Source organism: Kosakonia sp. CCTCC M2018092, assembly GCF_003864115.1.
Classification (GTDB): Bacteria; Pseudomonadota; Gammaproteobacteria; order Enterobacterales; family Enterobacteriaceae; genus Kosakonia; species Kosakonia cowanii.
The window spans coordinates 562,227-586,344 of sequence record NZ_CP034225.1 but is presented as its reverse complement, the minus strand read 5'-3'; the positions used below and the strand labels follow the sequence as shown (position 1 = coordinate 586,344).

The following is a 24,118-nucleotide window of genomic DNA, read 5'->3' as shown; positions in this document are numbered from 1 at the left end:
TTGATTTTAATAGTTTCAGCTTGAAAACACTTCGTTAAGCTTACCTGTTATGCCCCATTTTCATGCACTCGACGCACTTTTTTGGCGCAAAGGGCTTTTTCGCTCTCTTGCGACGCCTCTTTTAACAATGCTGTAACCTATTTTTTGCCCAGGCGGCATGATTAAATCTTGCACGATTTGGCTTTCACCTGGCGTTTATCCCGATTTCTCTGCCCACCGCCGAAGTGGCGTAATCCCTGCAATACTTTAATCAGTATCATGTGATACGCGACTCCTGGAGCTTATTTTGAACAGGTTACCTTCCAGCGCATCCGCTTTAGCGTGCAGCGCTCACGCCCTGAATCTCATTGAGAAGCGAACGCTTGATCATGAGGAGATGAAAGCTTTAAACCGAGAGGTGGTGGATTACTTTAAAGAGCATGTTAACCCGGGGTTTTTAGAGTATCGCAAATCTGTAACTGCCGGCGGGGATTACGGAGCCGTAGAGTGGCAAGCAGGCAGTCTGAATACGCTTGTCGACACCCAGGGAGTGGAGTTTTTAGATTGCCTGGGTGGATTTGGTATTTTCAATGTGGGGCACCGTAATCCAGTTGTCGTTTCCGCCGTACAGAACCAACTCGCCAAACAACCTCTGCACAGCCAGGAGCTTCTCGACCCGCTACGGGCGATGCTGGCAAAAACGCTGGCGGCGCTCGCGCCCGGCAAACTCAAATACAGCTTCTTTAGCAACAGCGGCACGGAGTCCGTCGAAGCGGCACTGAAACTGGCGAAAGCGTATCAATCTCCGCGCGGGAAATTCTCCTTTATCGCCACCAGCGGCGCGTTCCACGGTAAATCCCTTGGTTCGCTCTCGGCGACGGCGAAGTCGACCTTCCGTAAACCCTTTATGCCGCTGTTACCGGGCTTCCACCATGTGCCGTTTGGCGATATCGATGCCATGCGTACGGCGCTCTGCGAAGGGCAGAAAACCGGGGATGAAGTTGCGGCGGTGATCCTCGAGCCGATTCAGGGTGAAGGCGGCGTGATCCTGCCTCCGCCGGGCTATCTGCCTGCGGTGCGTAAGCTGTGTGATGAGTTTGGCGCGCTGCTTATTTTTGATGAAGTGCAAACCGGTATGGGGCGCACCGGCAAGATGTTCGCCTGCGAGCATGAAAACGTGCAGCCGGACATTATGTGTCTAGCCAAAGCCCTTGGCGGCGGCGTGATGCCGATTGGCGCGACCATCGCCACCGAAGAGGTCTTCTCGGTACTGTTTGATAACCCGTTTCTGCACACCACCACCTTTGGCGGCAATCCGCTGGCCTGTGCGGCGGCACTGGCGACCATCAATGTGCTGCTGGAAGAGAACCTGCCAGCGCAGGCGGAGCAGAAAGGCGACATGCTGCTGGATGGCTTCCGTGCGCTGGCGCGTCATTATCCCGATCTGGTACAGGATGTGCGCGGGCGCGGCATGCTAATGGCGCTTGAGTTTGTCAATAACGAGACGGGGTACAACTTTGCCAGCGAGATGTTCCGCCAGCGCGTGCTGGTGGCCGGTACGCTCAATAATGCGAAAACCATTCGTATCGAGCCGCCGCTTACGCTCACCGTTGAGCAGTGCGAGCAGGTGCTGCGCGCCGCAGGCGAGGCATTGTCCGCGCTGCGCGTCTCGGTGGAGCCGGTGTAACCCCTGCCCGATGGCGCTTCGCTTATCGGGCCTACAAACTACAAACACCCCCCACCCGTGGCCGCCATCCGGCATTTTGCCCGATGGCGCTTTGCTTATCGGGCCTATAAACAGCACTCCCCGTAGGCCGGATAAGGCGTAACCGCCATCCGGCATTTCCTCTCCCCGCACTTTTTTGAATTCCATCACAATCATTCGCTCCCGCTTTTCCCTTCTGTTGCCGCGGCGGCTAAAGTAGAACTCATCCGACCACATAACAATAATTTTACATTGGAAGAGAGCATGAGCCACTACCCGTCGCTGTTCGCCCCGCTGGATCTGGGTTTTACCCAGCTTAAAAACCGTGTGCTGATGGGGTCGATGCACACCGGTCTGGAGGAGCGCCCGGACGGCGCAGAGCGGCTGGCGGCCTTCTACGCCGAGCGCGCTCGTCATGGCGTGGCGCTGATTGTCACGGGCGGCATCTCGCCCGCCCACTCCGGCGTGACAATGGAGGGTGCCGCGGTGCTGAACGACATCAGCCAGCTGCCGCACCATCGGCACATTACCGACGCGGTGCATCAGGAGGGGGGTAAAATTGCGCTGCAGATCCTGCACACCGGGCGCTACAGTTTTCAGCCCAACCTGGTCGCCCCTTCCGCCATTCAGGCGCCGATCAATCGCTTCAAACCTCACGAACTGAGCCATGATGAAATTCTTAGCCTGATTGAGGATTTCGCCCGCTGCGCCCATCTGGCACAACAGGCTGGTTACGACGGTGTCGAGGTGATGGGTTCGGAAGGTTATCTGATTAACCAGTTTCTCGCCGCGCGTACCAACCAGCGGGAAGATGAATGGGGCGGTGATTACGCGCGTCGGATGCGTTTTCCACTCGAGGTGGTGCGGGCGATCCGCGAGCGCGTCGGGGAGAACTTCATCCTGATCTATCGCCTGTCGATGCTCGATCTGGTGGAGGGCGGCGGCACGCTGGATGAGACCATCGCGCTGGCGCAGGCCGTTGAAGCGGCAGGCGTCACGCTTATCAATACCGGGATCGGCTGGCACGAAGCGCGGATCCCAACCATTGCCACACCGGTGCCACGCGGGGCGTTTAGCTGGGTGACGCGTAAGCTGAAAGGCAAAGTCAATGTCCCGCTGATCACCACCAACCGCATTAACGATCCACAGGTGGCCGAAGCGATCCTGGCCCGTGACGATGCGGATATGGTGTCAATGGCGCGCCCTTTCCTCGCTGATGCGGAGCTGCTAAGCAAAGCGCAGAGCGGCCGGGAAGAGGAGATCAACACCTGCATTGGCTGCAACCAGGCGTGTCTGGATCAGATCTTCTACGGCAAAGTGACTTCCTGCCTGGTCAACCCGCGCGCCTGCCATGAAACGCTGATGCCGATCTACCCGGCAGAGCAGAAGAAAAACCTCGCGGTGGTTGGCGCAGGCCCTGCCGGGCTGGCTTTTGCGGTGAATGCCGCCGCGCGCGGGCATAGCGTAACGCTGTTTGATGCGCAGGCAGAGATCGGCGGGCAGTTTAACGTCGCCAAGCAGATCCCCGGTAAAGAGGAGTTTTATGAAACCTTGCGTTACTACCGGCGGATGATCGACAAAACCGGTGTCGCGCTCTGCCTCAATCAGCGCGTCGATCCCGGCATGCTGACGCTGTTTGATGAGGTGATCCTCGCCTGCGGCATCGAGCCGCGCATGCCGCTTATTGACGGCATCGATCATCCGAAAGTGCTGAACTATCTTGAGGTGCTGCGCGATAAAGCGCCGGTCGGCGAGCGCGTGGCGATCGTCGGCTGCGGCGGGATCGGCTTTGATACCGCGGTCTATTTAAGCCAGCCGGGCGAGTCAACCAGCCAGAATATCGCTGAATTCTGCGTTGAGTGGGGCATTGATACCAGCCTGAATGAGGTCGGCGGCCTGCGCCCGGAAGGGCCGCAGTTGCCGAAAAGCCCACGGCAGATTGTGATGCTGCAACGCAAAGCCAGCAAGCCGGGCGACGGGCTGGGGAAAACCACCGGCTGGATCCACCGCGCCACGCTGCTGTCGCGCGGGGTGAAGATGATCCCGGCGGTGAGTTACCAGAAGATCGACGATGAGGGTTTACATATTCTGGTCGGCGGCGAGCCGCAGGTGCTGGCGGTGGATAATGTGGTGATTTGTGCAGGCCAGGAGCCGCGACGCGAGCTGGCCGAACCGCTGCGCGAAGCCGGTAAACCGGTGCATTTGATTGGCGGCTGCGATGTGGCGATGGAGCTGGATGCCCGCCGGGCGATAGCCCAGGGCACCCAGCTGGCGTTAACCATTTAACAAAAATGCCTGATGGTGCTGCGCTTATCAGGCCTGTGGAGTTTGAGACGTTGTAGGCCGGATAAGGCGCGAGCCGCCATCCGGCAAAGCGCCTGGTGGCGCTGCGCTTATCAGGCCTACGTGTTTGAGAGGTTGTAGGCCGGATAAGGCGTAAGCCGCCATCCGGCAAAATGCCTGATGGCGCTGCGCTTATCAGGCATACGGAGTTTGAGATGTTGTAGGCCGGATAAGGCGCGAGCCGCCATCCGGCAAAATGCCTGATGGCGCTGCGCTTATCAGGCCTACGGGGTTTGAGATGTTGTAGGCCGGATAAGGCGTGAGCCGCCATCCGGCAAAGGGCTTATGGCGCTGCGCTTATCAGGCCTACGTGTTTGAGAAGTTGTAGGCCGGATAAGGCGTGAGCCACCATCCGGCAAAGGGCTTATGGCGCGGTCGGTTAGCGCTTTTTGCGCACTTTAACCGATTTGAGGATCACGAATTTATTGTTGGTGGCCACGGTTTCGCAGTTGCCGAACACGCGTTTCAGCTTGCGGAAATAGTCGAGATGACGATTGCCGACAATACGTAATTCACCGCCATACTTCAGGCAGCGGCGCGCATCGTTAAACATCTGCCAGGCAATATGATCGGTGATGGCGCTCTGCTGATGGAACGGCGGGTTACAGAGCACCGCCGCAAAGCGATCCGGCTCGATGCCGGAGAGCGCGTTATTAATCATAAACTCGCAGCGCTCCACATCCTCTGGCAGGTTGCTCTCCACGTTGAGACGCGAAGAGGCGACCGCCATGGCCGACTCATCAACAAACAGCACCTGCGCCTGCGGGTTATTCGCCAGCAGTTGCAGGCCAATCACGCCATTGCCGCAGCCGAGATCGACCATCTCGCCTTCTACATTTTCCGGCAGGTGTTGCAGGAAAAAGCGTGCGCCAATATCCAGCCCGCTGCGGGAAAAAACATTCGCGTGGTTGTGAATGGTCCAGGGCGTACCGTCCAGCGTCCAGCTTGCCAGCAGCGAGGTTTCAACAGGCGCAGGAGCGTTAAAGGTGCAGTTGATCAGGCGCGCTTTGCGCCATGCCAGCGTCGTGGTGGTCGGGCCGAGGATCTTTTCAAACAACGCCATCGTTGAATTGTGAATATCGCGGGTTTTCGCGCCGGCGATAATTCGCGTCTGCGGCGTAACCACGTCACGCAGAGCGCGCAGCTGCTGCTCAAGCAGCGCCAGCTGTTTCGGTATTTTGATCAGCACTAAAGCCGGATTGGCCGGCAGCGGGCTGAGGCAATCCTGAAAAGTGACCGCCTCTTCATCGAGATCGTTAATACGCAGGTTGTGCTGCGTTGCCAGCTCGGCAATATAGGAGTCGTTAATCGACACCGGATGATGGGCCGCCAGCGCGCAGGCCAGCGCGCCGAAGCTGTCATTAAAGATCAGAACCGGGCCATCGACTGCATCCACCTGTTGCAGAAGATATTCATCCGCTGCATCCCACGCCTGTAGCGACGCCTCTTCCACGCCGACAGGGAATCTGTCTAAAGTGAATGACTGTCCGTTTAACTCAACCTGGCTCATCGACCCTCCGCAATGCTAAAATTCGCGCGTTTTATCGCTCAATTACGTAAGGATGTAAACACATTTCACCATGAAGACCCTCACCTATCTTCAGGGCTATCCTGAATCCCTGCTGGCGCAGGTACATACGCTGATTGAGCAGAACCGTCTGGGCGAGGTGCTGGCAAAACGCTACCCCGACAGCCACGGCGTCACCACCGATAAAGCGCTCTATCACTACACGCAAGAGATGAAAAACCAGTTTCTGCGTAACGCCGCGCCGGTCAATAAAGTGATGTATGACAGCAAAATACACGTGCTCAATAATGCCCTTGGCCTGCATACCGCCATTTCCCGCGTGCAGGGCGGCAAGCTGAAAGCGAAAGCGGAGATCCGCGTCGCCACCGTTTTCCGCGATGCGCCGGAAGCGTTTCTGCGCATGATTGTGGTACACGAACTGGCGCACCTGCGCGAGAAAGAGCACAACAAAGCCTTTTACCAGCTCTGCTGTCATATGGAGCCGCAGTACCACCAGCTCGAGTTCGATACCAGGCTGTGGTTGACTCATCTCGCCTTGCGCTAAGCATGCGCGCCAGCGCACTGGTTTTGTCATGTTGACGTGATAGAGTGACAGCGGAACCCTTTAACGGAGAAGTAGCGCCTTTATGATACGTTTCGCTGTCATAGGGACGAACTGGATCTCGCGCCAGTTTGTCGATGCCGCCCATGAAACGGGCAAATACAGACTCACCGCCGTCTATTCCCGCAGCCTTGAACAGGCGCAAACCTTCGCCACCGACTACCCTGTCGAGCATCTCTTTACCTCACTTGAGGAGATGGCGCAGAGCGATGCGATTGACGCGGTCTATATTGCCAGCCCCAACTCCCTCCACTTTGCGCAGACGCAGCTGTTTCTCAGCCATAAAAAGCATGTGATCTGCGAAAAACCGCTGGCCTCAAACCTGCGTGAAGTGGAAGCCGCCATCGCCTGCGCCCGTGAAAATCAGGTGGTGCTGTTTGAAGCCTTCAAAACCGCCAGCCTGCCGAACTTCCTGGCGCTGAAACAGTCGCTGGCGAAAGCGGGCAAGCTGCGCAAAGCCTTTATTAACTACTGCCAGTACTCGTCGCGCTATCAGCGTTTTCTCGACGGCGAAAACCCCAACACCTTCAACCCTGCGTTCTCTAACGGGTCGATTATGGATATCGGCTTTTACTGCCTCGCCTCAGCAGTGGCGCTGTGGGGCGAACCGCACAGCGTGCAGGCTTCCGCGAGCCTGCTTTCAAGCGGCGTCGACGCGCACGGCGTGGTGGTGATGAATTACGGCGATTTCAGCGTCACGCTGCAACACTCGAAAGTGAGTGATTCGGTGCTGGCGAGTGAAATTCAGGGCGAAGCGGGTTCGCTGGTGATTGAAAAGATTTCCGAATGCCAGAAGCTCTCCTTTATCCCGCGTGGCGGCAAAGCGCAGGAGCTGACGCAGCCGCAGCATATCAACACCATGCTGTATGAAGCCGAGACCTTCGCGCGGCTGGTGGAGGAGAATGAGGTCAATCATCCGGGGCTTGCGATCAGCCGTATTACGGCAAAACTGCTAACGGAGATCCGCCGCCAGACCGGTGTCGTCTTCCCGGCAGATGATCTCAGCACCCAACTCCCTGCGTAAAGCTTCGTAAGAAGCGCTGGCGACACATTGACCAGCTCAATATGTTGACATAATTTGTTACCAGCAAAGGGGAGTAACTTCTTCGCCGGTGGGTCGTCATTACGGTGCGTTAAGCACCCGGTCGCCGGGCGTCGTTATCGACGTAAGTGAGACCTTGCCGGAAGGCGAGATCCCCCTGCACCAGGCAAGCGGCTAACGTCTTCTGACGTTGGCCGTTTTTGTTTGCGTGAGGATCTGGTGATGAATAGTGTTGGCACACCGATGTTATGGGGCGTTTTCGCCGTTGCCGTGGTGGTTATGCTGGCGATCGACCTTCTGCTTCAGGGGCGTCGCGGCGCGCATACGATGACCATAAAGCAGGCGGCCGTTTGGTCAGTAGTGTGGGTTAGCCTGTCGCTGCTGTTTAATGCCGCCTTCTGGTGGTATCTGACGCAAACCGAAGGGCGCGCGGTCGCAGATACCCAGGCGCTGGCGTTCTTAACCGGTTATCTGATTGAAAAAGCCCTGGCGGTGGATAACGTCTTCGTCTGGCTGATGCTGTTCAGCTACTTTGCCGTCCCTGCGGCACTGCAACGCCGGGTACTGATCTACGGCGTGCTCGGGGCGATCGTGCTGCGTACCATCATGATCTTCGCCGGTAGCTGGCTGATTACCCAGTTCTCATGGCTGCTCTACGTTTTCGGTGCTTTCCTGCTCTTTACCGGCGTGAAGATGGCGCTGGCGAAAGAGGATGAGAAGGGCATTGGCGATAAACCGGTGGTGCGCTGGCTGCGTAGCCATCTGCGTATGACCGACAGCATCGAAAGTGAGCACTTCTTTGTGCGCAAAAACGGTCTGCTGTATGCCACGCCGCTGCTGCTGGTGCTGATCCTGGTGGAGCTGAGCGATGTGATTTTCGCCGTCGACAGCATTCCGGCAATCTTCGCCGTTACTACCGATCCCTTTATCGTCCTGACCTCTAACCTGTTTGCCATTCTTGGGCTGCGCGCGATGTACTTCCTGCTGGCGGGCGTGGCGGAGCGCTTCTCAATGCTCAAATATGGCCTGTCGGTGATCCTGGTATTTATCGGTATCAAGATGCTGATTGTCGATTTCTTCCATATCCCGATCGCCATCTCCCTTGGCGTGGTGGGCGGTATTCTGGTGCTGACGCTGCTGATTAATAGCTGGGTTAACTACCAGAACGACAAGAAAAACCGCGCGTAAGCCGTAAATCGCCGCTCTGCCACCCCGGCGAGCGGCGATTCATCGCGCCCTGTCGCCTTTGTCACAAAACGCTAACATCACTAATAAAAAAAGCCGCGCCAGCGCGTAAAAGTACGCTTCCCGCTCTTCCCTGTTGCCGCAGAGTTCATATACTCCTTTCAGCAAACAATTGTTACATCCTGACAAAGCTCTGTTTAAAAGAGCAGCGGGATGTGATTCCACAACACGAAAGGAAAATGGCATGACAACGCACCGCTCGTCAGGGTTGCTGCAACGTTTCGTTGATGGCAGCCTGGTGAAACAGATTCTTCTTGGCCTCGTTCTGGGGATTTTACTTGCGTGGATCTCGACGCCCGCCGCTATCGCTACCGGTATTTTCGGTACGCTATTTGTCAGCGCCTTAAAAGCCGTTGCGCCGGTGCTGGTACTGATGCTGGTGATGGCGTCCATTGCCGGGCATCAGCAGGGCCAGCGCACTCACCTTCGTCCGGTACTGGTGCTCTATTTATTAGGTACGTTTACCGCTGCGCTTACTGCCGTGCTGGCAAGTTTCCTCTTCCCCTCCACTTTGCAGTTAGTCCCAGGTGCCAGCGATGTAACGCCACCTTCCGGCATTGTCGAGGTGCTGCGCGGCTTGCTGACCAGCATGATCGCCAACCCGGTAACAGCAATCATGAATGCCAACTATATCGGCATTCTGGTGTGGGCCGTCGGGCTGGGTTTTGCCCTGCGTCACAGCAGCGAGACGACGAAAAAGATGGTGCAGGATATGTCGGGTGCCGTCACCTTTATGGTGCGGATCGTGATCCGCTTTGCGCCGATTGGCATTTTCGGTCTCGTCTCCTCGACCCTTGCCACCTCTGGTTTCGGTGCGCTGTTAGGCTATGCGCAACTGCTGGTGGTGCTGGTGGGCTGCATGGCGTTTGTCGCACTGGTCATTAACCCGCTGCTGGTCTACTGGAAGATCCGCCGCAACCCCTACCCGCTGGTCTTTACCTGCCTGCGCGAAAGCGGCGTAACGGCCTTTTTCACCCGCAGCTCGGCGGCGAATATCCCGGTCAATATGACGCTGTGTGAAAAGCTCAATCTCGATCGCGACACCTACTCGGTCTCCATTCCGCTTGGGGCGACGATTAATATGGCGGGCGCGGCGATCACCATTACCGTGCTGGCGCTGGCGGCGGTGCATACGCTGGGCATTACTGTCGATCTGCCGACGGCACTGCTGCTAAGCGTGGTGGCTTCGCTCTGTGCCTGCGGCGCATCCGGCGTGGCGGGCGGCTCGCTGCTACTCATCCCGCTGGCCTGCAACATGTTTGGTATCTCTAATGATGTTGCCATGCAGGTGGTGGCGGTCGGCTTTATCATCGGCGTGTTGCAGGACTCCTGCGAAACCGCACTCAACTCCTCAACCGATGTGCTGTTTACCGCTGCGGTGTGTCAGGCGGAAGATGAGCGGCTGGTAAAGAACGCGCTGCGTAGCTGACCAGCGGAGAAGCCAAAAAAAAGCGGCGCTGTCAGGGTAGCGCCGCTTTGCTTACTGCACCTCAGTGCGATTTATAAAGTTACACCACTTTTGAAGATGGCTAACTCACGGAAATCATTTTTCTCATTGCAGGTCTGCTTGCCGTTGGCGATCTCTACAATCACATCAACAAACTCCTCCAATAGCTGCGGCATTGCTTTGCCGTGGATCAACTGACCTGCATCAAAATCGATCCAGTGTCTCTTTTTGGCTGCCAGCTCACTGTTGGTGGCAATTTTCACCGTCGGCACAAAACCGCCGTAGGGCGTCCCGCGACCGGTGCTGAACAGCACCATATGGCAGCCGGCACCGGCTAACGCGCTGGTTGCCACTGCATCGTTGCCCGGCGCGCTCAGCAAATTGAGTCCGTGGGTTTGCAGACGCTCGCCGTAGCGCAGTACGTCAACCACCTGACTGGCACCCGCTTTCTGCGTGCAGCCCAGCGACTTCTCTTCAAGCGTAGTGATGCCGCCCGCTTTGTTGCCCGGCGACGGGTTCTCATAGATCGGCTGATTGTGGGCGATAAAGTACTGTTTGAAGTCGTTAACCATGGTCACGGTCTTCTCAAAGGTACTTTCGTCGCGGCAATGGCTCATCAGAATGCGCTCAGCGCCGAACATCTCCGGCACTTCGGTCAGCACCGTGGTGCCGCCGTTGCCAATCACATAATCAGAGAAACGGCCCAGCATCGGGTTGGCGGTAATACCGGAAAGCCCGTCAGAGCCGCCACACTCGAGGCCAAACTTCAGCTCGCTCAGTTTACCCGGCTCGCGCTTATCGTTACGCATCGCCTCATAGAGCGCGTGCAGATGCTCAAGCCCCGCTTCCACTTCGTCATCCTGGTGTTGGCAGACCATGAAGTGGACGCGGTCAGCATCAAATTCACCCAGCGTCTGGCGGAAAGCGTCAACCTGGTTGTTTTCACACCCAAGGCCAATCACCAGCACCGCGCCCGCATTTGGATGACGCACCATATTTTGCAGCATGGTGCGCGTGTTGATGTGGTCATCGCCCAGTTGTGAACAGCCGTAGGTGTGGCTGAAGAGGTAAACGCCGTCGATATCTTCGGCGTCGTGGGTCTCTTTCAGGAAGCGGTTCTGGATCTGACGGGCGATGCCATTGACGCAGCCGACCGTCGGCAGGATCCATAACTCATTACGGATCCCCACTTCCCCATTCGCCCGGCGGTAGATCTGCACGTCACGATCGCCCGCCTGGCTGCCCTCATCCTGAAAATCAGGTTGATAGCTATACTCGTCCAGATCGCTGAGGTTCGTCCGCGCATTGTGGGAATGGATATACTCGCCCGACGCGATATCTGACGTCGCATGACCAATCGGCAGACCATATTTGACAATATTTTCGCCCTGCTTAATGGCGTGCAGCGCAAACTTATGCCCGCGCGATACGGCCTGGCGCAGCTGTACGGTCTGGTTGTCGATAATGACTTCCGCGCCTTCGGCAAGATCGGCCAGCGCTACTGCGACGTTATCCAGCGAATGGATCTTGATGTATTGCATATCAACCTCAAACGGCCCTAGTTCAGTTCAATCGCGAAGTAATCACGCGCATTGTTAAAGCAGATGTTTTTCACCATTTCACCCAGCAGTTGAATGTCAGCCGGGGCTTCGCCCGCTTCCACCCAGCGGCCAATCATCTGGCAGAGGATGCGGCGGAAATATTCATGACGGGTATAAGAGAGGAAGCTGCGGCTGTCGGTCAGCATGCCGACAAAGCGGCTCAGCAGGCCAAGCTGCGCAAGCTGGGTCATCTGACGCTCCATGCCATCTTTCTGATCGTTAAACCACCAGCCGGAGCCGAACTGCATTTTGCCCGGCATGCCTTCGCCCTGGAAGTTGCCAATCATCGTACCCAGCACTTCGTTATCGCGCGGGTTCAGGCAGTAAAGGATGGTTTTCGGCAGCAGGTTATCTTCATTCTGCTTGCTCAGCAGTTTAGAGAGCTCTTCCGCCAGCGGACGGTCGTTAATAGAGTCGAAGCCGACATCCGGGCCGAGCAGTTTGAACTGACGCTGGTTGTTATTACGCAGCGCGCCGATATGGTACTGCTGCACCCATTCGCGACGGGCATACTCCGCGCCGAGCCACACCAGCACCGCGGTTTTAAACTGCGCCACCTCTTTTTCGCTCAGGGTTTCACCCGCCAGGCGACGCGCAAGAATAGCGTCGAGCTCTGCTTCAGAGGCTTCAGCAAACAGCACCACGTCCAGCGCGTGGTCAGAGACTTTACAGCCGTGCGCGGCAAAGTGATCGAGGCGTTTGGTTAGCGCGGTTTGCAAATCGGTAAAGCGGCGGATCTCGGTATCAGAGACTTCACCCAGTTTCGCCATATAGTCGTTAAAGGTCGCCTGCTCAATATTGAAGGCTTTATCCGGACGCCAGCTCGGCAGCACTTTGGTGCTGAAATTCGTCTCTTTGGCGATCGCCGCGTGGTGCTCCAGAGAGTCAATCGGGTCATCGGTGGTGCCGACCATTTTGACGTTCATCTGCTGCATGATGCCGCGCGCGGAGAAGCTATCCTGCGCCAGCAGTGCGTTACCGCGCTCCCAGATCTCATCAGCCGTCGCGGGTGACAGCAGCTTACCTGTAATACCAAACGGGCGGCGCAGCTCAAGATGTGTCCAGTGGTATAACGGGTTGCCGATAGTGTGCGGTACGGTCGCCGCCCAGGCGTCAAACTTCTCACGATCCGACGCATCGCCGGTACAGAGACGCTCCGGCACGCCGTTAGTGCGCATCGCACGCCACTTGTAGTGGTCACCTTTCAACCAGATGTCATACAAGTTTTTGAAACGGTAATCTTCCGCGATCTGCTGCGGCGGCAGGTGGCAGTGGTAGTCAAAAATCGGCTGGTCTTTGGCGTAGTCGTGGTACAGACGGCGGGCAAATTCGGTATCTAGCAGGAAATCTTCGGTCATAAACGGGGTCATTATCGTCTTCCTCTCAACGAGTGCGTCTGATGTCTACCTTAATGCTGTCAAAGTTATCACACCAATTTCTATAGACCGAAGGTATTTTCGTGAGTTGGATCAATAAAAGCAGACAAAAACTGACACGCTAATTCGTTAAATCCCCGGCCAGGCCGCGCCAAATCTGGCTCTCCACGCCTGAATTAAAGACCACACAAAGAAAAACGCTTTTGTGATGTCACTCACCTTTTCAAGTTGTATGACAAGTTATCTTGCTGCCGTCGAATTGATAACCCGACGGAATGCATTCCCGATAAAACGTTAATCGGAATTAACGGTACGGACGCCGACTTACAAACAGAACGTTTACTGATGGCAGGCTTGGGCCGTAGCGGAACCTCTTTCCGGTTACGCCCTCCCGTTTCCACCCTCCGATGCGAGCGAAGGGTGTCCGCGCAAGCGGTAATAACATAACGATGAGGTTTACATGCGTAAAATCAAAGGATTACGTTGGTACATGATAGCGCTGGTGACGGTCGGCACCGTGCTTGGCTACCTGACACGTAACACCATAGCGGCAGCCGCTCCCACGTTGATGGAAGAGTTGCACATTTCGACTCAGCAATATTCGTATATCATCGCGGCCTATTCCGCGGCCTACACCATCATGCAGCCGGTTGCAGGCTACGTCCTCGACGTTCTCGGCACCAAAATTGGTTACGCCTTCTTCGCAATTACCTGGGCCATCTTCTGCGGCGCGACCGCACTGGCTGGCAGCTGGGGCGGTCTGGCACTGGCGCGCGGCGCGGTGGGCGCAGCTGAAGCAGCGATGATCCCGGCGGGCCTGAAAGCGGCTTCTGAATGGTTCCCGGCAAAAGAGCGCTCCATCGCCGTCGGCTACTTCAACGTCGGTTCGTCAATTGGTGCGATGATTGCACCACCGCTGGTGGTATGGGCGATCGTTATGCACAGCTGGGAGATGGCGTTCATTATCTCCGGCGTACTGAGCTTTATCTGGGCGATGGCCTGGCTCATCTTCTATAAGCACCCGCGCGATCAGAAAAAATTGAGCGAAGAGGAGCGTGAATACATCATCGGCGGCCAGGAAGCACAGCATCAGACTAACAACGGCAAGAAAATGTCTGTTCGCCAGATCCTGGGCACCCGCCAGTTCTGGGGTATCGCGCTGCCGCGTTTTCTGGCTGAGCCAGCATGGGGTACCTTTAACGCCTGGATCCCGCTGTTCATGTTCAAAGTGTATGGTTTTAACCTGAAAGAGATTGCGATGTTCGCCTGGATGCCGATGCTGTTCGCGGATCTCGGTTGTATCGTGGGCGGTTATCTGCCGCCGCTGTTCCAGCGCATCTTCGGCGTGAACCTGATTGTCTCGCGTAAAATGGTGGTCACCATGGGCGCGCTGCTGATGATTGGCCCAGGCATGATTGGTCTCTTCACCAGCCCGTATGTGGCGATTGGCCTGCTCTGTATCGGCGGCTTTGCGCACCAGTCTCTCTCCGGCGCGCTGATTACGCTCTCTTCCGACGTCTTTGGTCGTAACGAAGTGGCAACTGCCAACGGCCTGACCGGGATGGCGGCGTGGATGGCAAGCACCATGTTCGCCCTGGTAGTGGGTGCGCTGGCGGATACCATCGGCTTTAGCCCGCTATTCGCTGTACTGGCGCTGTTTGACCTGATGGGTGCAGTGCTCATCTGGACGGTGCTGAAAAACAAATCTGCCGAAGAGGTAGCAAAAGAGCAGGCTGTCGGCTCGCCCGCCGCACAGAGTTAGCCCGCTTTTTTAAAACTATTTAAAGCCGCCTGAGGGCGGCTTTTTCGTTATTGACAATGGTGAGAAGGCGCTAAAAGTGGTATAACAAATCCTATTATTGCCCTCTCCTCTGGAGCCTGTATGGAAATCTCCGAACCACGACGTCTCTACCAACAACTTGCCGCCGAGCTTAAAAGCCGGATTGAGCAAGGCGTTTATCTTGTGGGAGAGAAGCTGCCCGCCGAACGCTTTATCGCCGATGAGAAGAGCGTCAGCCGGACCGTGGTGCGTGAAGCGATCATCATGCTTGAGGTGGAAGGGTATGTCGAAGTGCGTAAAGGCTCCGGCATTCATGTCATCTGCAACCAGGCGCGCCATACACAAGCGCCGGATGAGAATCTTGAGTTCGCCAGCTACGGTCCTTTTGAGCTGCTGCAGGCGCGCCAGCTGATTGAGAGCAATATTGCGGAGTTCGCTGCTACACAGGTAACGAAGCAGGACATCATGAAGCTGATGGAGATTCAGGATAAAGCCCGCAAAGAGAAGTGCTTTCGCGACTCCGAATGGGATTTGCAGTTCCACGTACAGGTGGCGCTGGCAACGCAGAATACGGCCCTGGCCGCTATCGTTGAAAAGATGTGGACGCAGCGCGTGCACAACCCCTACTGGAAGAAACTGCACGACCATATCGATCTGCGCACCGTTGATAACTGGTGCGACGATCATGACCAGATTCTGAAAGCGCTGATCCGTAAAGATCCCCACGGCGCGAAACTGGCGATGTGGCAGCATCTTGAAAACACCAAACAGATGCTGTTTAACGAAACCAGCGACGACTTTGAGTTCAACGCCGACCGCTATCTCTTCGCCGACAACCCGGTGGTTCATCTCGATGCGGCCGCTAACGGCACGAAATAAAAAATCCTCTGCAGGCGCACACTTACATCGCGCCTGTAAGAATTTTGGGTAAGTGAAAAGTATAGAGTGTCAGCGTGTGTAAATACCCTCGCCTCTTTCCGCCTTCCCCCGGCAAAATCACTTCTGAGCGCTTTTCTGACTGACGCATTACCTCAGCCTTTGTTACAATTGGATGCATTTCGCTTCTGTGTGAGTCAGCGCTTGCTCACAGCGCCTCACCAGGATGACCCCTGCACCGGATGTGCCACGAGCGACCATAATGTATGAGAACGTATCGCCGTGCTGTTTCGTACGTAGCAGACGTGACGTAAACCGATGTACCAGGAACACCGAATGGAACTTTTAAGCCAGTTACTTCACGCCCTTTGGAGCCAGGATTTTGAGACGCTGTCGCAGCCTGGCATGATCGGCATGCTCTATTTCGTTTTATTTGTCATTTTATTTCTGGAAAACGGTTTGCTGCCGGCGGCGTTTCTGCCCGGTGATAGCCTGCTGGTGCTGGTTGGCGTATTGATTGCCAAAGGTGCGCTGGGCTATCCGCAAACCCTGCTGCTGCTGACCGTTGCCGCAAGTACCGGCTGCTGGCTGAGCTACATTCAGGGGCGCTGGCTTGGCAACACGCGGCTGGTGCAGAAATGGCTCTCTCATCTTCCGGCCCACTATCACCAGCGCGCGCACCATCTGTTCCATAAACATGGGCTGTCGGCGCTGTTAGTTGGGCGCTTTATCGCATTTGTTCGCACATTGCTGCCAACTATTGCCGGACTCTCTGGTCTGAGCAATACGCGTTTTCAATTTTTCAACTGGATGAGCGGCCTGCTGTGGGTGCTGATCCTGACAACGCTGGGTTACCTGTTGGGCATCACGCCGGTGTTTAAAAAGTATGAAGATGCGCTGATGTCCTGTTTGATGCTGCTTCCGGTGGTGCTGCTGGTGATTGGCCTGGTTGGCTCGCTGGTGGTGTTGTGGAAGAAAAAACATAGCAATCGGAGTTAAAAGACAATGGAACTGCGTGCGCCTTTTCTGCGCTGGGTATTTACAAGCCTCACTGCGGCGGCGCTCTTTTGCGTGCTGTTTCTCGCCTGGACGGCGGTGCAAAATCGCGAGTCGACGCTTGCGATCCGCCCGCTGACGCAAAACATTACCGTGCCGGATGGCTTCTCCATCTGGCATCACCTTGACGCCAACGGTATTCACTTTAAAAGCATTACCCCGCAGGATGACACCCTGCTGATTAAATTCGACTCCAGCGAGCAGAGCGCGGCCGCCAAGGCCGTGCTGGATCGCACTCTCCCCCAGGGGTATGTCATTGCCGCTCAGGATGACGCCGACACCCAAACTTCTGCGTGGCTTAACCGCCTGCGCAACAGCACGCATCGATTCGGATAATCTCTCCAGGATTCTGAATCTTTTCACTAACTTTGGTGTTTAGCCGTTACTTAACTATGCTTGAGTAACGGGACCAGGGTTCACATTACGTAACTGGATGCTGGCGTACCCTGTTTCGCCAGCTAACAACGGAAGGTTATCGATTATGAAAAACCGCATCGCTATGGCGCTGGCTCTTTTTTCCGTTAGCGCTCTTTCCCATGCTGCTTCCCCGTGTCAGGAAAAGGAGCATGAGATCCAACGCGAAATCAGCTATGCCGAAAAGCATAACAATCAGAGCCGTATTGACGGGTTGAATAAAGCCCTGCGTGAAGTTCGCGCCAACTGTTCTGATGAGAAGCTGCGCGCTGCGCATCAGAAGAAAATCGCTGAACAGAAAGAAGAGATTGCCGAGCGCCGTCGTGACCTGAGCGAAGCGAAAGAGAAAGGCGATGCGGACAAGATACACAAGCGGGAGCACAAGCTGAAAGAGGCTCAGCAGGAGCTGAAATCTCTTGAAGGGCGTGACTACTGATTAAATGGAAATGACCACACACTTACCTGGAGAGAATTATGTCGAAAGATAATGCTGACCATCTGCGCGCTGAGTTGAAATCGCTGGCGGACACCCTGGAAGAAGTGCTGGGTAATTCTGGTGAAAAATCGAAAGAAGAGCTGAGCAAGCTGCGTACCAAAGCGGAAAAAGCGCTGCGTAACAGCCGCGACCGCCTGGGCGATACCGGCGATGTTATTGCTCGCCAGACCCGCGAAGCCGCTGCCCGTACCGATGAGTACGTGCGTGACAATCCGTGGGCCAGCGTTGGCATCGGCGCCGCAATCGGCGTGGTGTTAGGCGTTCTGATGTCGCGTCGCTGATATGGCGGATTCACGATACGCGCAAGGGCCTGGCAAAAGCGCGCTCGGGATTGGTCAGCGTATGCTGACCATTCTGGTTGAAATGGTTGAGACCCGCCTGCGGCTGGCGGTTGTTGAGCTTGAAGAAGAGAAAGCCAACTTATTCCAGCTGCTCCTGATGGTGGGGCTGACCATGCTTTTCGCTGCATTTGGCCTGATGAGTCTGATGGTGCTAATTATTTGGGCCGTCGATCCGCAATATCGCTTGAATGTGATGATTGCAACCACCGTAGTGTTACTGGTGCTGGCGCTGATAGGCGGCATTTCGACACTGCGTAAAGCGCGGGCCTCGACACTGCTGCGTCACACGCGTCAGGAGTTGTCGAACGATCGCGCCTTGCTGGAGGACGATAAATCGTGAGCAGCAAAGCCGAACGTCTGAAGCGTAAAGCGCAATTGCTCAGCATGATCCAGCAGCAACGTCTGGATCTTACCGCCGGGCGTCGGGACTGGCTTGAAGCCACCGGCGCTTACGATCGCGGCTGGAACACGCTGTTAAGCCTGCGCTCATGGGCGCTGGTAGGCAGTAGCGCAATGGCTATCTGGACTGTTCGCCACCCCAATATGCTGGTGCGCTGGGCCAGACGCGGTTTCGGCGCCTGGAGCATGTGGCGGCTGGTGAAATCCACCGTTAATGCGCAGCGCTAAAGCGTCACTTGCTTGCTAACACGGGCGATCCTGGGATCGCCCGTTTGCTTTTGTGCTTAGGCAATTTTTTTGAAAGATTTCGACAGTTTTCCTAGCTAACAATATTTTCACTCCGCGATTACTATCCTCTCCATCAACTGCAAGCCCGCGGCACACGCCGTTTCTTACACAATTTTTACTGCATAGCGCCTATGCGGTTCCTGGAGAGAAAGATGAAAAAATTAGAAGATGTTGGTTTCCTGGTTGCTCGTATTCTGATGCCGATCCTGTTTATCGTTGCAGGCTGGGGCAAAATCACCGGCTATGCAGGCACTCAGCAATATATGGAATCGATGGGCGTACCGGGCTTCTTTTTGCCGCTGACCATCCTGCTTGAGTTTGGCGGCGGTCTGGCCATTCTGTTCGGCTTCCTCACCCGTACTACCGCGCTGTTCACCGCTGGCTTTACGCTGCTGACGGCGTTTATCTTCCACAACAACTTTGCGGAAGGCGCGAACTCCATTATGTTCATGAAAAACCTGACCATCGCTGGCGGCTACCTGCTGCTGGGCATCACCGGTCCTGGCGCGTTCAGCATTGACCGCGTACTGAATAAAAAGTGGTAAGCGCTCTATACTGACTGAATACACCAAAGCGAGGAGTTTACTCCTCGCTTTTGCTATCAGAAGGAGAAGCAGCAATGGGACAACTGATTGACGGCGTCTGGCACGACACCTGGTATGACACCAAATCCACCGGCGGGCGCTTTAAACGTTCAGAATCGGCGTTTCGCAACTGGCTGACCGCCGATGGCGCTGCCGGCCCCTCTGGCGAAGGCGGTTTTGCCGCTGAAAAAGATCGCTACCATCTCTATGTTTCGCTCGCCTGCCCCTGGGCACACCGCACGCTGATCCTGCGTAAGCTGAAAAGCCTGGAGCCGTTTTTACCGGTTTCGGTCGTGCATCCGCTGATGCTGGAAAATGGCTGGACCTTTGGCGATGATTTTCCCGCTGCCACGGGTGACGCGCTCTATCAGCATGAGTTTCTCTACCAGCTCTACCTGCATGCCGATCCGCACTACACAGGGCGCGTAACGGTGCCTGTGGTATGGGATAAGAAGAATCACACCATCGTCAGCAATGAATCGGCGGATATTATTCGCATGTTCAATACCGCATTCGACGGGCTGGGTGCTAAAGCCGGGGATTACTACCCGCCTGAACTGCGCGAGAAGATTGACGAGCTGAATGGCTGGATCTACGACAATGTGAATAACGGCGTTTATAAAGCCGGTTTCGCCACCAGCCAGCAGGCCTATGATGAAGCGGTAACCGGTGTGTTTAGCGCGCTGGAGCGCCTGGAGCAGATCCTCGGACGGCACCGCTATTTGACGGGCGATCGCCTGACCGAAGCGGATATCCGTTTATGGACAACGCTGGTGCGCTTCGATCCGGTCTATGTGACGCACTTTAAATGCGATAAGCGCCGCATCAGTGATTACCTCAACCTGCATGGCTTCCTGCGCGACATCTACCAGATGCCGGGCATCGCCGAGACGGTTGATTTCGCGCATATCCGCAATCACTACTATCGCAGCCATAAGACGCTGAACCCGACGGGGATTATCTCCATCGGCCCATGGCAGGATCTTGATGAACCGCACGGTCGTGACAGCCGTTTTTCCTGAACTTTCGGGCGCGTCACATCGCGCCCAAATAATTCCCCGCCCGACTTATCCCTTTGTAAATTTGCCGTCTATTCTTACTGTTATCGTTGTTAAAACAACGGATTGACCGTTGACCGAGGTAAAAATGGACTGGTATTTCTGGGTACTTCGTAATTACGCCACTTTCCACGGACGCGCCCATCGCCGCGAATTCTGGATGTTCACACTCGTTAACATCATCCTGTTCGGCGTGCTGAATGTGATTGATCGTATCGTGGGTTGGCACCACATCTTAAGCCTTGTTTATGCCCTGCTGATGCTGGTGCCGACGCTGGCGGTACAGGTGCGCCGCCTGCATGACACCAACCGCAGCTGGCGCTGGCTGCTGCTGATGATTATTCCGCTGTTTGGCTCGCTGGTGCTGCTCGCGTTTTATAGCCAGCGCGGCACGCCGCAGGAGAATGAGTTCGGCCCGGAACCGCAGCCCTTCCCGCAAACCGTGCATGCGACCGAGCGCGGCGCGTAGCGTTATTTACCGGCAAAAAGCTTGGGGATCTCGCGCAGACACCAGGCTTTGCCCTCGCCCATACTGTCGCGGCGCCAGGCCATAATAATATCCACCTGGCCGCTGTACTCCGGGCTGACTACGCGCAGGCGGCCCTCGGCAATATCACGCTCAACTAACGGATAGGGCATGGTGGCGACGCCCAGCCCGGCGAGTAGCGCCTGGCGTTTATCTTCAATTGTACTGACCGTCAGCCTCGGCTGTTTATCCAGCAACTGAACCGTAAGCACCGGGCGTTCGCGGGCGGTATCTGCCACCGCCACGCCGCGATACTTCACGCGTGTGATCTCAGAGAGCGGCTCCGGCTCCTGATGAATCGGGTGCTCGGGCGCGGCGACATAGACGTTCATCACGGTATAGAGCTTGCGGGAGTTGATCTCCGACGAAGAGCGAAAGTGCATATCCGGCGCGATAACAATATCCGCCCGCCCCTGCTCGAGCCGCTCCCAGGCACCTGCCAGCACTTCGGTGATAATCGATAGCTGAGTAGTGGCTTTCGCCGCCAGCCTCTCCACCAGCGGAAAGAGCTCTACCGTTGGCACCAGCGCTTCCGTTACCAGCGTTAAATGGGTTTCCCAGCCGCGTGCCAGCGCTTCGGCATCGGTCGTCAACTTATCAGCCGCTTCCAGCAGAACGCGCCCGCGCTCCAGCAGCATACGCCCGACATTAGTGAATTTAGTACGGTGGCCGGAGCGGTCAAACAGCACCACATCCAGTTCTTCTTCAAGTTTTTGCATGGTGTAGCTGAGCGCGGAGGGGACACGCCCCAGTTCATCCGCAGCGGCGGCAAAGCTACCGCGGCGGTCAATCGCATCCATCACGCGCAGTGCTTCCAGCGTCAGTGCCCTTTCTTTGGCCATAGGTGTTCTCATTCAGGAAATTTGAACATACCGGGCAGAATATCTGGCTAACAATGCAGCGTCCATCCCTTTAACATTGTTTTAAGTAAAGAGAGGTCAAGAATAATGATTACTACCCGAACGGCAAAACAGTGCGGACAAGCTGACTTCGGCTGGCTTAAAGCCCGCTACACCTTCTCCTTTGGACACTACTTTGATCCCAAACTGCTGGGTTATGCGTCACTGCGCGTGTTGAACCAGGAAGTGCTCGCACCAGGGGCTTCTTTTCAGCCGCGCGCCTACCCGAAAGTGGATATTCTGAACCTGATTCTGGAAGGTGAAGCGGAGTACCGCGACAGCGAAGGTCATCATGTGCAGGCAAAAGCGGGTGAAGCGCTGCTTATCGCAACCCAGCCTGGCATCAGTTACAGTGAGCACAATCTGAGTAAAGACAAGTCGCTTACGCGCATGCAGCTATGGCTGGATGCCTGCCCGGAGCGGGAAAACGCGCCGGTGCAGAAGCTGACCCTTGCTGATGATGCCTGCCAGTTGCTGGCTTCGCCGGATGGCGACAAAGGTAGCCTGCAACTGCGCCAGCAGGTCTGGCTGCACCATATTTCGCTGAATAAAGGCGAAGAGCTGAAAATCGAATTACACGGACCGCGAGCCTATCTGCAGTCCATTCACGGGACGGTGCATGCCGTCACCCATCACAAAGAGCAAGAGGCCCTCACCTGCGGTGACGGCGCTTTCATTCGTGATGAAGCCACTATCACGCTGGTCGCCGACACGCCCCTTCGCGCGCTGTTGGTTGATTTACCGGTGTAATGAACATTTTTTATCAGGTGAGTAAATGAGTATCCGCACTATGTACAGTTCGTTCGATCGTGTCACCACGAGCCAGGAGAGTTCCGCCGCCGCAAACCAGGCGTTCGGGTTTGAAGAGATGCTGACGGAACTGGAAGTGATCGTCGAAGAAGCCGTTGTCCGTCTTGCTGAGGAAGAAGAAGCCGCCTGATTGCCAGCCCCGGCGCACGCCGGGGTTCTGTTCCTGCCTTTATGAGGCCGCGCGCAGTGAAAGCGCCCTCTCCTCCCTGAACGCCTCCTGCATAAACCGCCGTAAAATCTCTGCTGCCCCCGGCGCGGGTATGACGCCTGCGATCAAGCTGTCGGTATCGCCCCCCTCTTTTTCGATATGGGGACGGTTAAGCCGTAGCAGATCGGTGGCGATCTCCGGTCGCATTTCGGGGTGAAACTGCACCGAAAACGCATTCGGCCCGTAACGCACGATCTGATGCGGATCGTGCACCGATGCGCCCAAAACCGTAGCGCCAATGGGTAAACGGGTAACCGTCTGTCGATGAGTCAGGTGCGCGGGAAAGCTCTCTTCAAGATGCGTAAGCAGCGGATCGTGAGCCGCGGCGGCATTGAGATAAACGGTTTTGGTTCCCGCTTCACGACCCTCTTTGTGATACTGCACATCGCCGCCCAGCGCCCAGGCCATCAGTTGATGACCATAACAGACGCCAAACAGCGGCATTTCCACCGCCATCGCCTCGCGGATCCACGCGGCGGTCTGCTCGCTCCAGGGCAATCTGTCCGTAACCATCGCCCAGGATCCGGTGATGATCGCCGCCCGGCGCGGATCCGGTGCCGGCAGCGCTTCGCCTTCGAAAACGCGGATCACCTCGACATCATCAAGTTCGCATCCCAGCAGTTGGCAAAACCAGAGCGGCACATCGCCGTGCGCGTCGCGCATGGTCTGTGGAGCGTTCCCCATCTGGAGAATCAAAATCGATTTTTGTTCCATAACAGCAACGCCTCCCATGGCGAAAAAATAGACATGTGCCAGACAGGTTAACGCGTTTCGCCGCCAGGATGATCGATTAATTGTTTATGAATTAGACAGAATCGGCTTAGAGAGCGTAAAAAAACCCAGCGTCGAAGCCGTTCGTAGGCCCGATAAGCGCAATTTGTAGGCCTGATAAGCGCAGCGCCATCAGGCATTGCATCCACCGCCGGATGGCGGCTCGCGCCTTATCCGGCCTACGCGAATGCCGGGAGCTGTCGTGGTAGGCCTGATAAGCGCAGCGCCATCAGGCATTTGCATCCATTGCCGGATGGCGGCTCGCGCCTTATCCGGCCTACGCAAGTGTCGGGAGCTGTCGTGGTAGGCCTGATAAGCGCAGCGCCATCAGGCATTGCACCCACCGCCGGATGGCGGCTTACGCCTTATCCGGCCTACGCGAATGCCGGGAGCGGTCGTTGTAGGCCTGATAAGCGCAGCGCCATCAGGCGGTTGCACCCAATGCCGGATGGCGGCTTACGCCTTATCCGGCCTACGCGAATGCCGGGAGCAGTCGTTGTAGGCCTGATAAGCGCAGCGCCATCAGGCATTTGCATCCATTGCCGGATGGCGGCTCGCGCCTTATCCGGCCTACACAAATGCCGGGTTCAGCTGTCGTGGTAGGCCTGATAAGCGCAGCGCCATCAGGCATTTGCATCCATCGCCGGATAGCGGCTCGCGCCTTATCCGGCCTACGTAAATGCCGGGGTCAGCTGTTGTTGTTGGCCAGGAAAAGCAAAAACCCCGCCGAGGCGGGGTTTTTTAA

At 56.2% G+C, this 24,118-nt stretch carries 24 protein-coding genes; 19 read left to right on the top strand and 5 right to left on the bottom strand.

Annotated features, from left to right (window positions below; all coding sequences use genetic code 11):
- Positions 1-286: 286 nt before the first annotated feature.
- Positions 287-1,666, top strand: coding sequence for a putrescine aminotransferase (gene ygjG / locus EH164_RS02855; protein ID WP_206430689.1), 1,380 nt, complete (start codon positions 287-289; stop codon positions 1,664-1,666).
- A 282-nt stretch (positions 1,667-1,948) separates the two neighbouring features.
- Positions 1,949-3,970: an FAD-dependent oxidoreductase gene (locus EH164_RS02850; RefSeq protein ID WP_124967218.1), complete on the top strand. Its 2,022-nt coding sequence runs from the start codon at positions 1,949-1,951 to the stop codon at positions 3,968-3,970.
- A 436-nt stretch (positions 3,971-4,406) separates the two neighbouring features.
- On the opposite strand, the gene rlmG is transcribed toward EH164_RS02850, so the two are convergent.
- Positions 4,407-5,537 (bottom strand): 23S rRNA (guanine(1835)-N(2))-methyltransferase RlmG, encoded by a 1,131-nt coding sequence (gene rlmG, locus EH164_RS02845; RefSeq protein WP_124967217.1) that lies wholly within the window; start codon positions 5,535-5,537, stop codon positions 4,407-4,409.
- Between the two features lie 70 nt (positions 5,538-5,607).
- On the opposite strand from rlmG, the gene EH164_RS02840 reads away from it, so the two are divergent.
- The 4 genes from EH164_RS02840 to sstT all read left to right on the top strand — a co-directional run bounded on the left by EH164_RS02840 (position 5,608) and on the right by sstT (position 9,872).
- Positions 5,608-6,099, top strand: coding sequence for a M48 family metallopeptidase (locus EH164_RS02840; RefSeq protein WP_023480715.1), 492 nt, complete (start codon positions 5,608-5,610; stop codon positions 6,097-6,099).
- Between the two features lie 82 nt (positions 6,100-6,181).
- Positions 6,182-7,180 carry a Gfo/Idh/MocA family protein gene (locus EH164_RS02835; RefSeq protein ID WP_124967216.1) on the top strand — a complete coding sequence of 333 codons (999 nt, stop codon included), beginning with the start codon at positions 6,182-6,184 and terminating at the stop codon, positions 7,178-7,180.
- 240 nt (positions 7,181-7,420) lie between these two features.
- On the top strand, positions 7,421-8,386 hold the full coding sequence (locus EH164_RS02830) for a TerC family protein (protein ID WP_124967215.1): 966 nt from the start codon (positions 7,421-7,423) through the stop codon (positions 8,384-8,386).
- A gap of 241 nt (positions 8,387-8,627) precedes the next feature.
- A complete protein-coding gene (sstT, locus tag EH164_RS02825; RefSeq protein ID WP_124967214.1) occupies positions 8,628-9,872 on the top strand; it encodes a serine/threonine transporter SstT in 1,245 nt (414 codons plus the stop codon).
- A 71-nt stretch (positions 9,873-9,943) separates the two neighbouring features.
- Here the strand turns inward: sstT and EH164_RS02820 are convergent, their stop codons facing one another.
- Together EH164_RS02820 and uxaC are read right to left on the bottom strand one after the other, a co-directional pair.
- On the bottom strand, positions 9,944-11,431 hold the full coding sequence (locus EH164_RS02820) for a UxaA family hydrolase (RefSeq protein WP_124967213.1): 1,488 nt from the start codon (positions 11,429-11,431) through the stop codon (positions 9,944-9,946).
- Positions 11,432-11,448: 17 nt separating this feature from the next.
- A complete protein-coding gene (gene uxaC / locus EH164_RS02815; RefSeq protein ID WP_124967212.1) occupies positions 11,449-12,861 on the bottom strand; it encodes a glucuronate isomerase in 1,413 nt (470 codons plus the stop codon).
- A gap of 466 nt (positions 12,862-13,327) precedes the next feature.
- Between uxaC and EH164_RS02810 the strand changes: the two genes are divergently transcribed.
- The 11 genes from EH164_RS02810 (at position 13,328) to EH164_RS02760 (ending at position 20,628) form a co-directional block, all read left to right on the top strand.
- Positions 13,328-14,629: an MFS transporter gene (locus tag EH164_RS02810; protein WP_023480791.1), complete on the top strand. Its 1,302-nt coding sequence runs from the start codon at positions 13,328-13,330 to the stop codon at positions 14,627-14,629.
- Positions 14,630-14,749: 120 nt separating this feature from the next.
- A complete protein-coding gene (gene exuR, locus EH164_RS02805; RefSeq protein ID WP_124967211.1) occupies positions 14,750-15,526 on the top strand; it encodes a transcriptional regulator ExuR in 777 nt (258 codons plus the stop codon).
- A gap of 333 nt (positions 15,527-15,859) precedes the next feature.
- Complete coding sequence (gene yqjA, locus EH164_RS02800; protein ID WP_023481014.1) at positions 15,860-16,522, top strand: DedA family general envelope maintenance protein YqjA; 663 nt, start codon at positions 15,860-15,862, stop codon at positions 16,520-16,522.
- A 6-nt stretch (positions 16,523-16,528) separates the two neighbouring features.
- Complete coding sequence (mzrA, locus tag EH164_RS02795; RefSeq protein WP_023480845.1) at positions 16,529-16,915, top strand: EnvZ/OmpR regulon moderator MzrA; 387 nt, start codon at positions 16,529-16,531, stop codon at positions 16,913-16,915.
- A gap of 145 nt (positions 16,916-17,060) precedes the next feature.
- Positions 17,061-17,429, top strand: a complete 369-nt coding sequence (locus EH164_RS02790) for a DUF1090 domain-containing protein (protein ID WP_124967210.1) — start codon at positions 17,061-17,063, stop codon at positions 17,427-17,429.
- A gap of 38 nt (positions 17,430-17,467) precedes the next feature.
- A complete protein-coding gene (locus tag EH164_RS02785) occupies positions 17,468-17,770 on the top strand; it encodes a YqjD family protein (protein WP_023480772.1) in 303 nt (100 codons plus the stop codon).
- 1 nt (position 17,771) lies between these two features.
- The gene (locus tag EH164_RS02780; protein WP_034813644.1) at positions 17,772-18,170 is read left to right on the top strand and encodes a phage holin family protein; all 399 of its coding nucleotides are present in this window, start codon (positions 17,772-17,774) and stop codon (positions 18,168-18,170) included.
- Positions 18,167-18,457 (top strand): YqjK-like family protein, encoded by a 291-nt coding sequence (locus EH164_RS02775; RefSeq protein ID WP_023480843.1) that lies wholly within the window; start codon positions 18,167-18,169, stop codon positions 18,455-18,457. The genes EH164_RS02780 and EH164_RS02775 overlap by 4 nt, the downstream gene beginning before the upstream one ends.
- Before the next feature lie 212 nt (positions 18,458-18,669).
- Positions 18,670-19,062, top strand: coding sequence for a DoxX family protein (locus tag EH164_RS02770; RefSeq protein ID WP_023480714.1), 393 nt, complete (start codon positions 18,670-18,672; stop codon positions 19,060-19,062).
- A 74-nt stretch (positions 19,063-19,136) separates the two neighbouring features.
- Entirely contained in the window at positions 19,137-20,123 is a 987-nt protein-coding gene (locus EH164_RS02765; protein WP_124967209.1) for a glutathione S-transferase family protein, read from the top strand.
- A gap of 124 nt (positions 20,124-20,247) precedes the next feature.
- Complete coding sequence (locus EH164_RS02760) at positions 20,248-20,628, top strand: DUF805 domain-containing protein (RefSeq protein ID WP_023481024.1); 381 nt, start codon at positions 20,248-20,250, stop codon at positions 20,626-20,628.
- 2 nt (positions 20,629-20,630) lie between these two features.
- Here the strand turns inward: EH164_RS02760 and EH164_RS02755 are convergent, their stop codons facing one another.
- Positions 20,631-21,527: a LysR family transcriptional regulator gene (locus EH164_RS02755; protein ID WP_023480756.1), complete on the bottom strand. Its 897-nt coding sequence runs from the start codon at positions 21,525-21,527 to the stop codon at positions 20,631-20,633.
- A gap of 105 nt (positions 21,528-21,632) precedes the next feature.
- Here EH164_RS02755 and EH164_RS02750 point away from each other — a divergent pair, with 105 nt between their 5' ends.
- Together EH164_RS02750 and EH164_RS22535 are read left to right on the top strand one after the other, a co-directional pair.
- Positions 21,633-22,334 carry a pirin family protein gene (locus EH164_RS02750; RefSeq protein ID WP_023480793.1) on the top strand — a complete coding sequence of 234 codons (702 nt, stop codon included), beginning with the start codon at positions 21,633-21,635 and terminating at the stop codon, positions 22,332-22,334.
- 25 nt (positions 22,335-22,359) lie between these two features.
- Positions 22,360-22,524, top strand: coding sequence for a hypothetical protein (locus EH164_RS22535; protein WP_023480931.1), 165 nt, complete (start codon positions 22,360-22,362; stop codon positions 22,522-22,524).
- 39 nt (positions 22,525-22,563) lie between these two features.
- On the opposite strand, the gene EH164_RS02745 is transcribed toward EH164_RS22535, so the two are convergent.
- Entirely contained in the window at positions 22,564-23,316 is a 753-nt protein-coding gene (locus tag EH164_RS02745) for a glutamine amidotransferase (protein ID WP_124967208.1), read from the bottom strand.
- Positions 23,317-24,118: the final 802 nt, after the last annotated feature.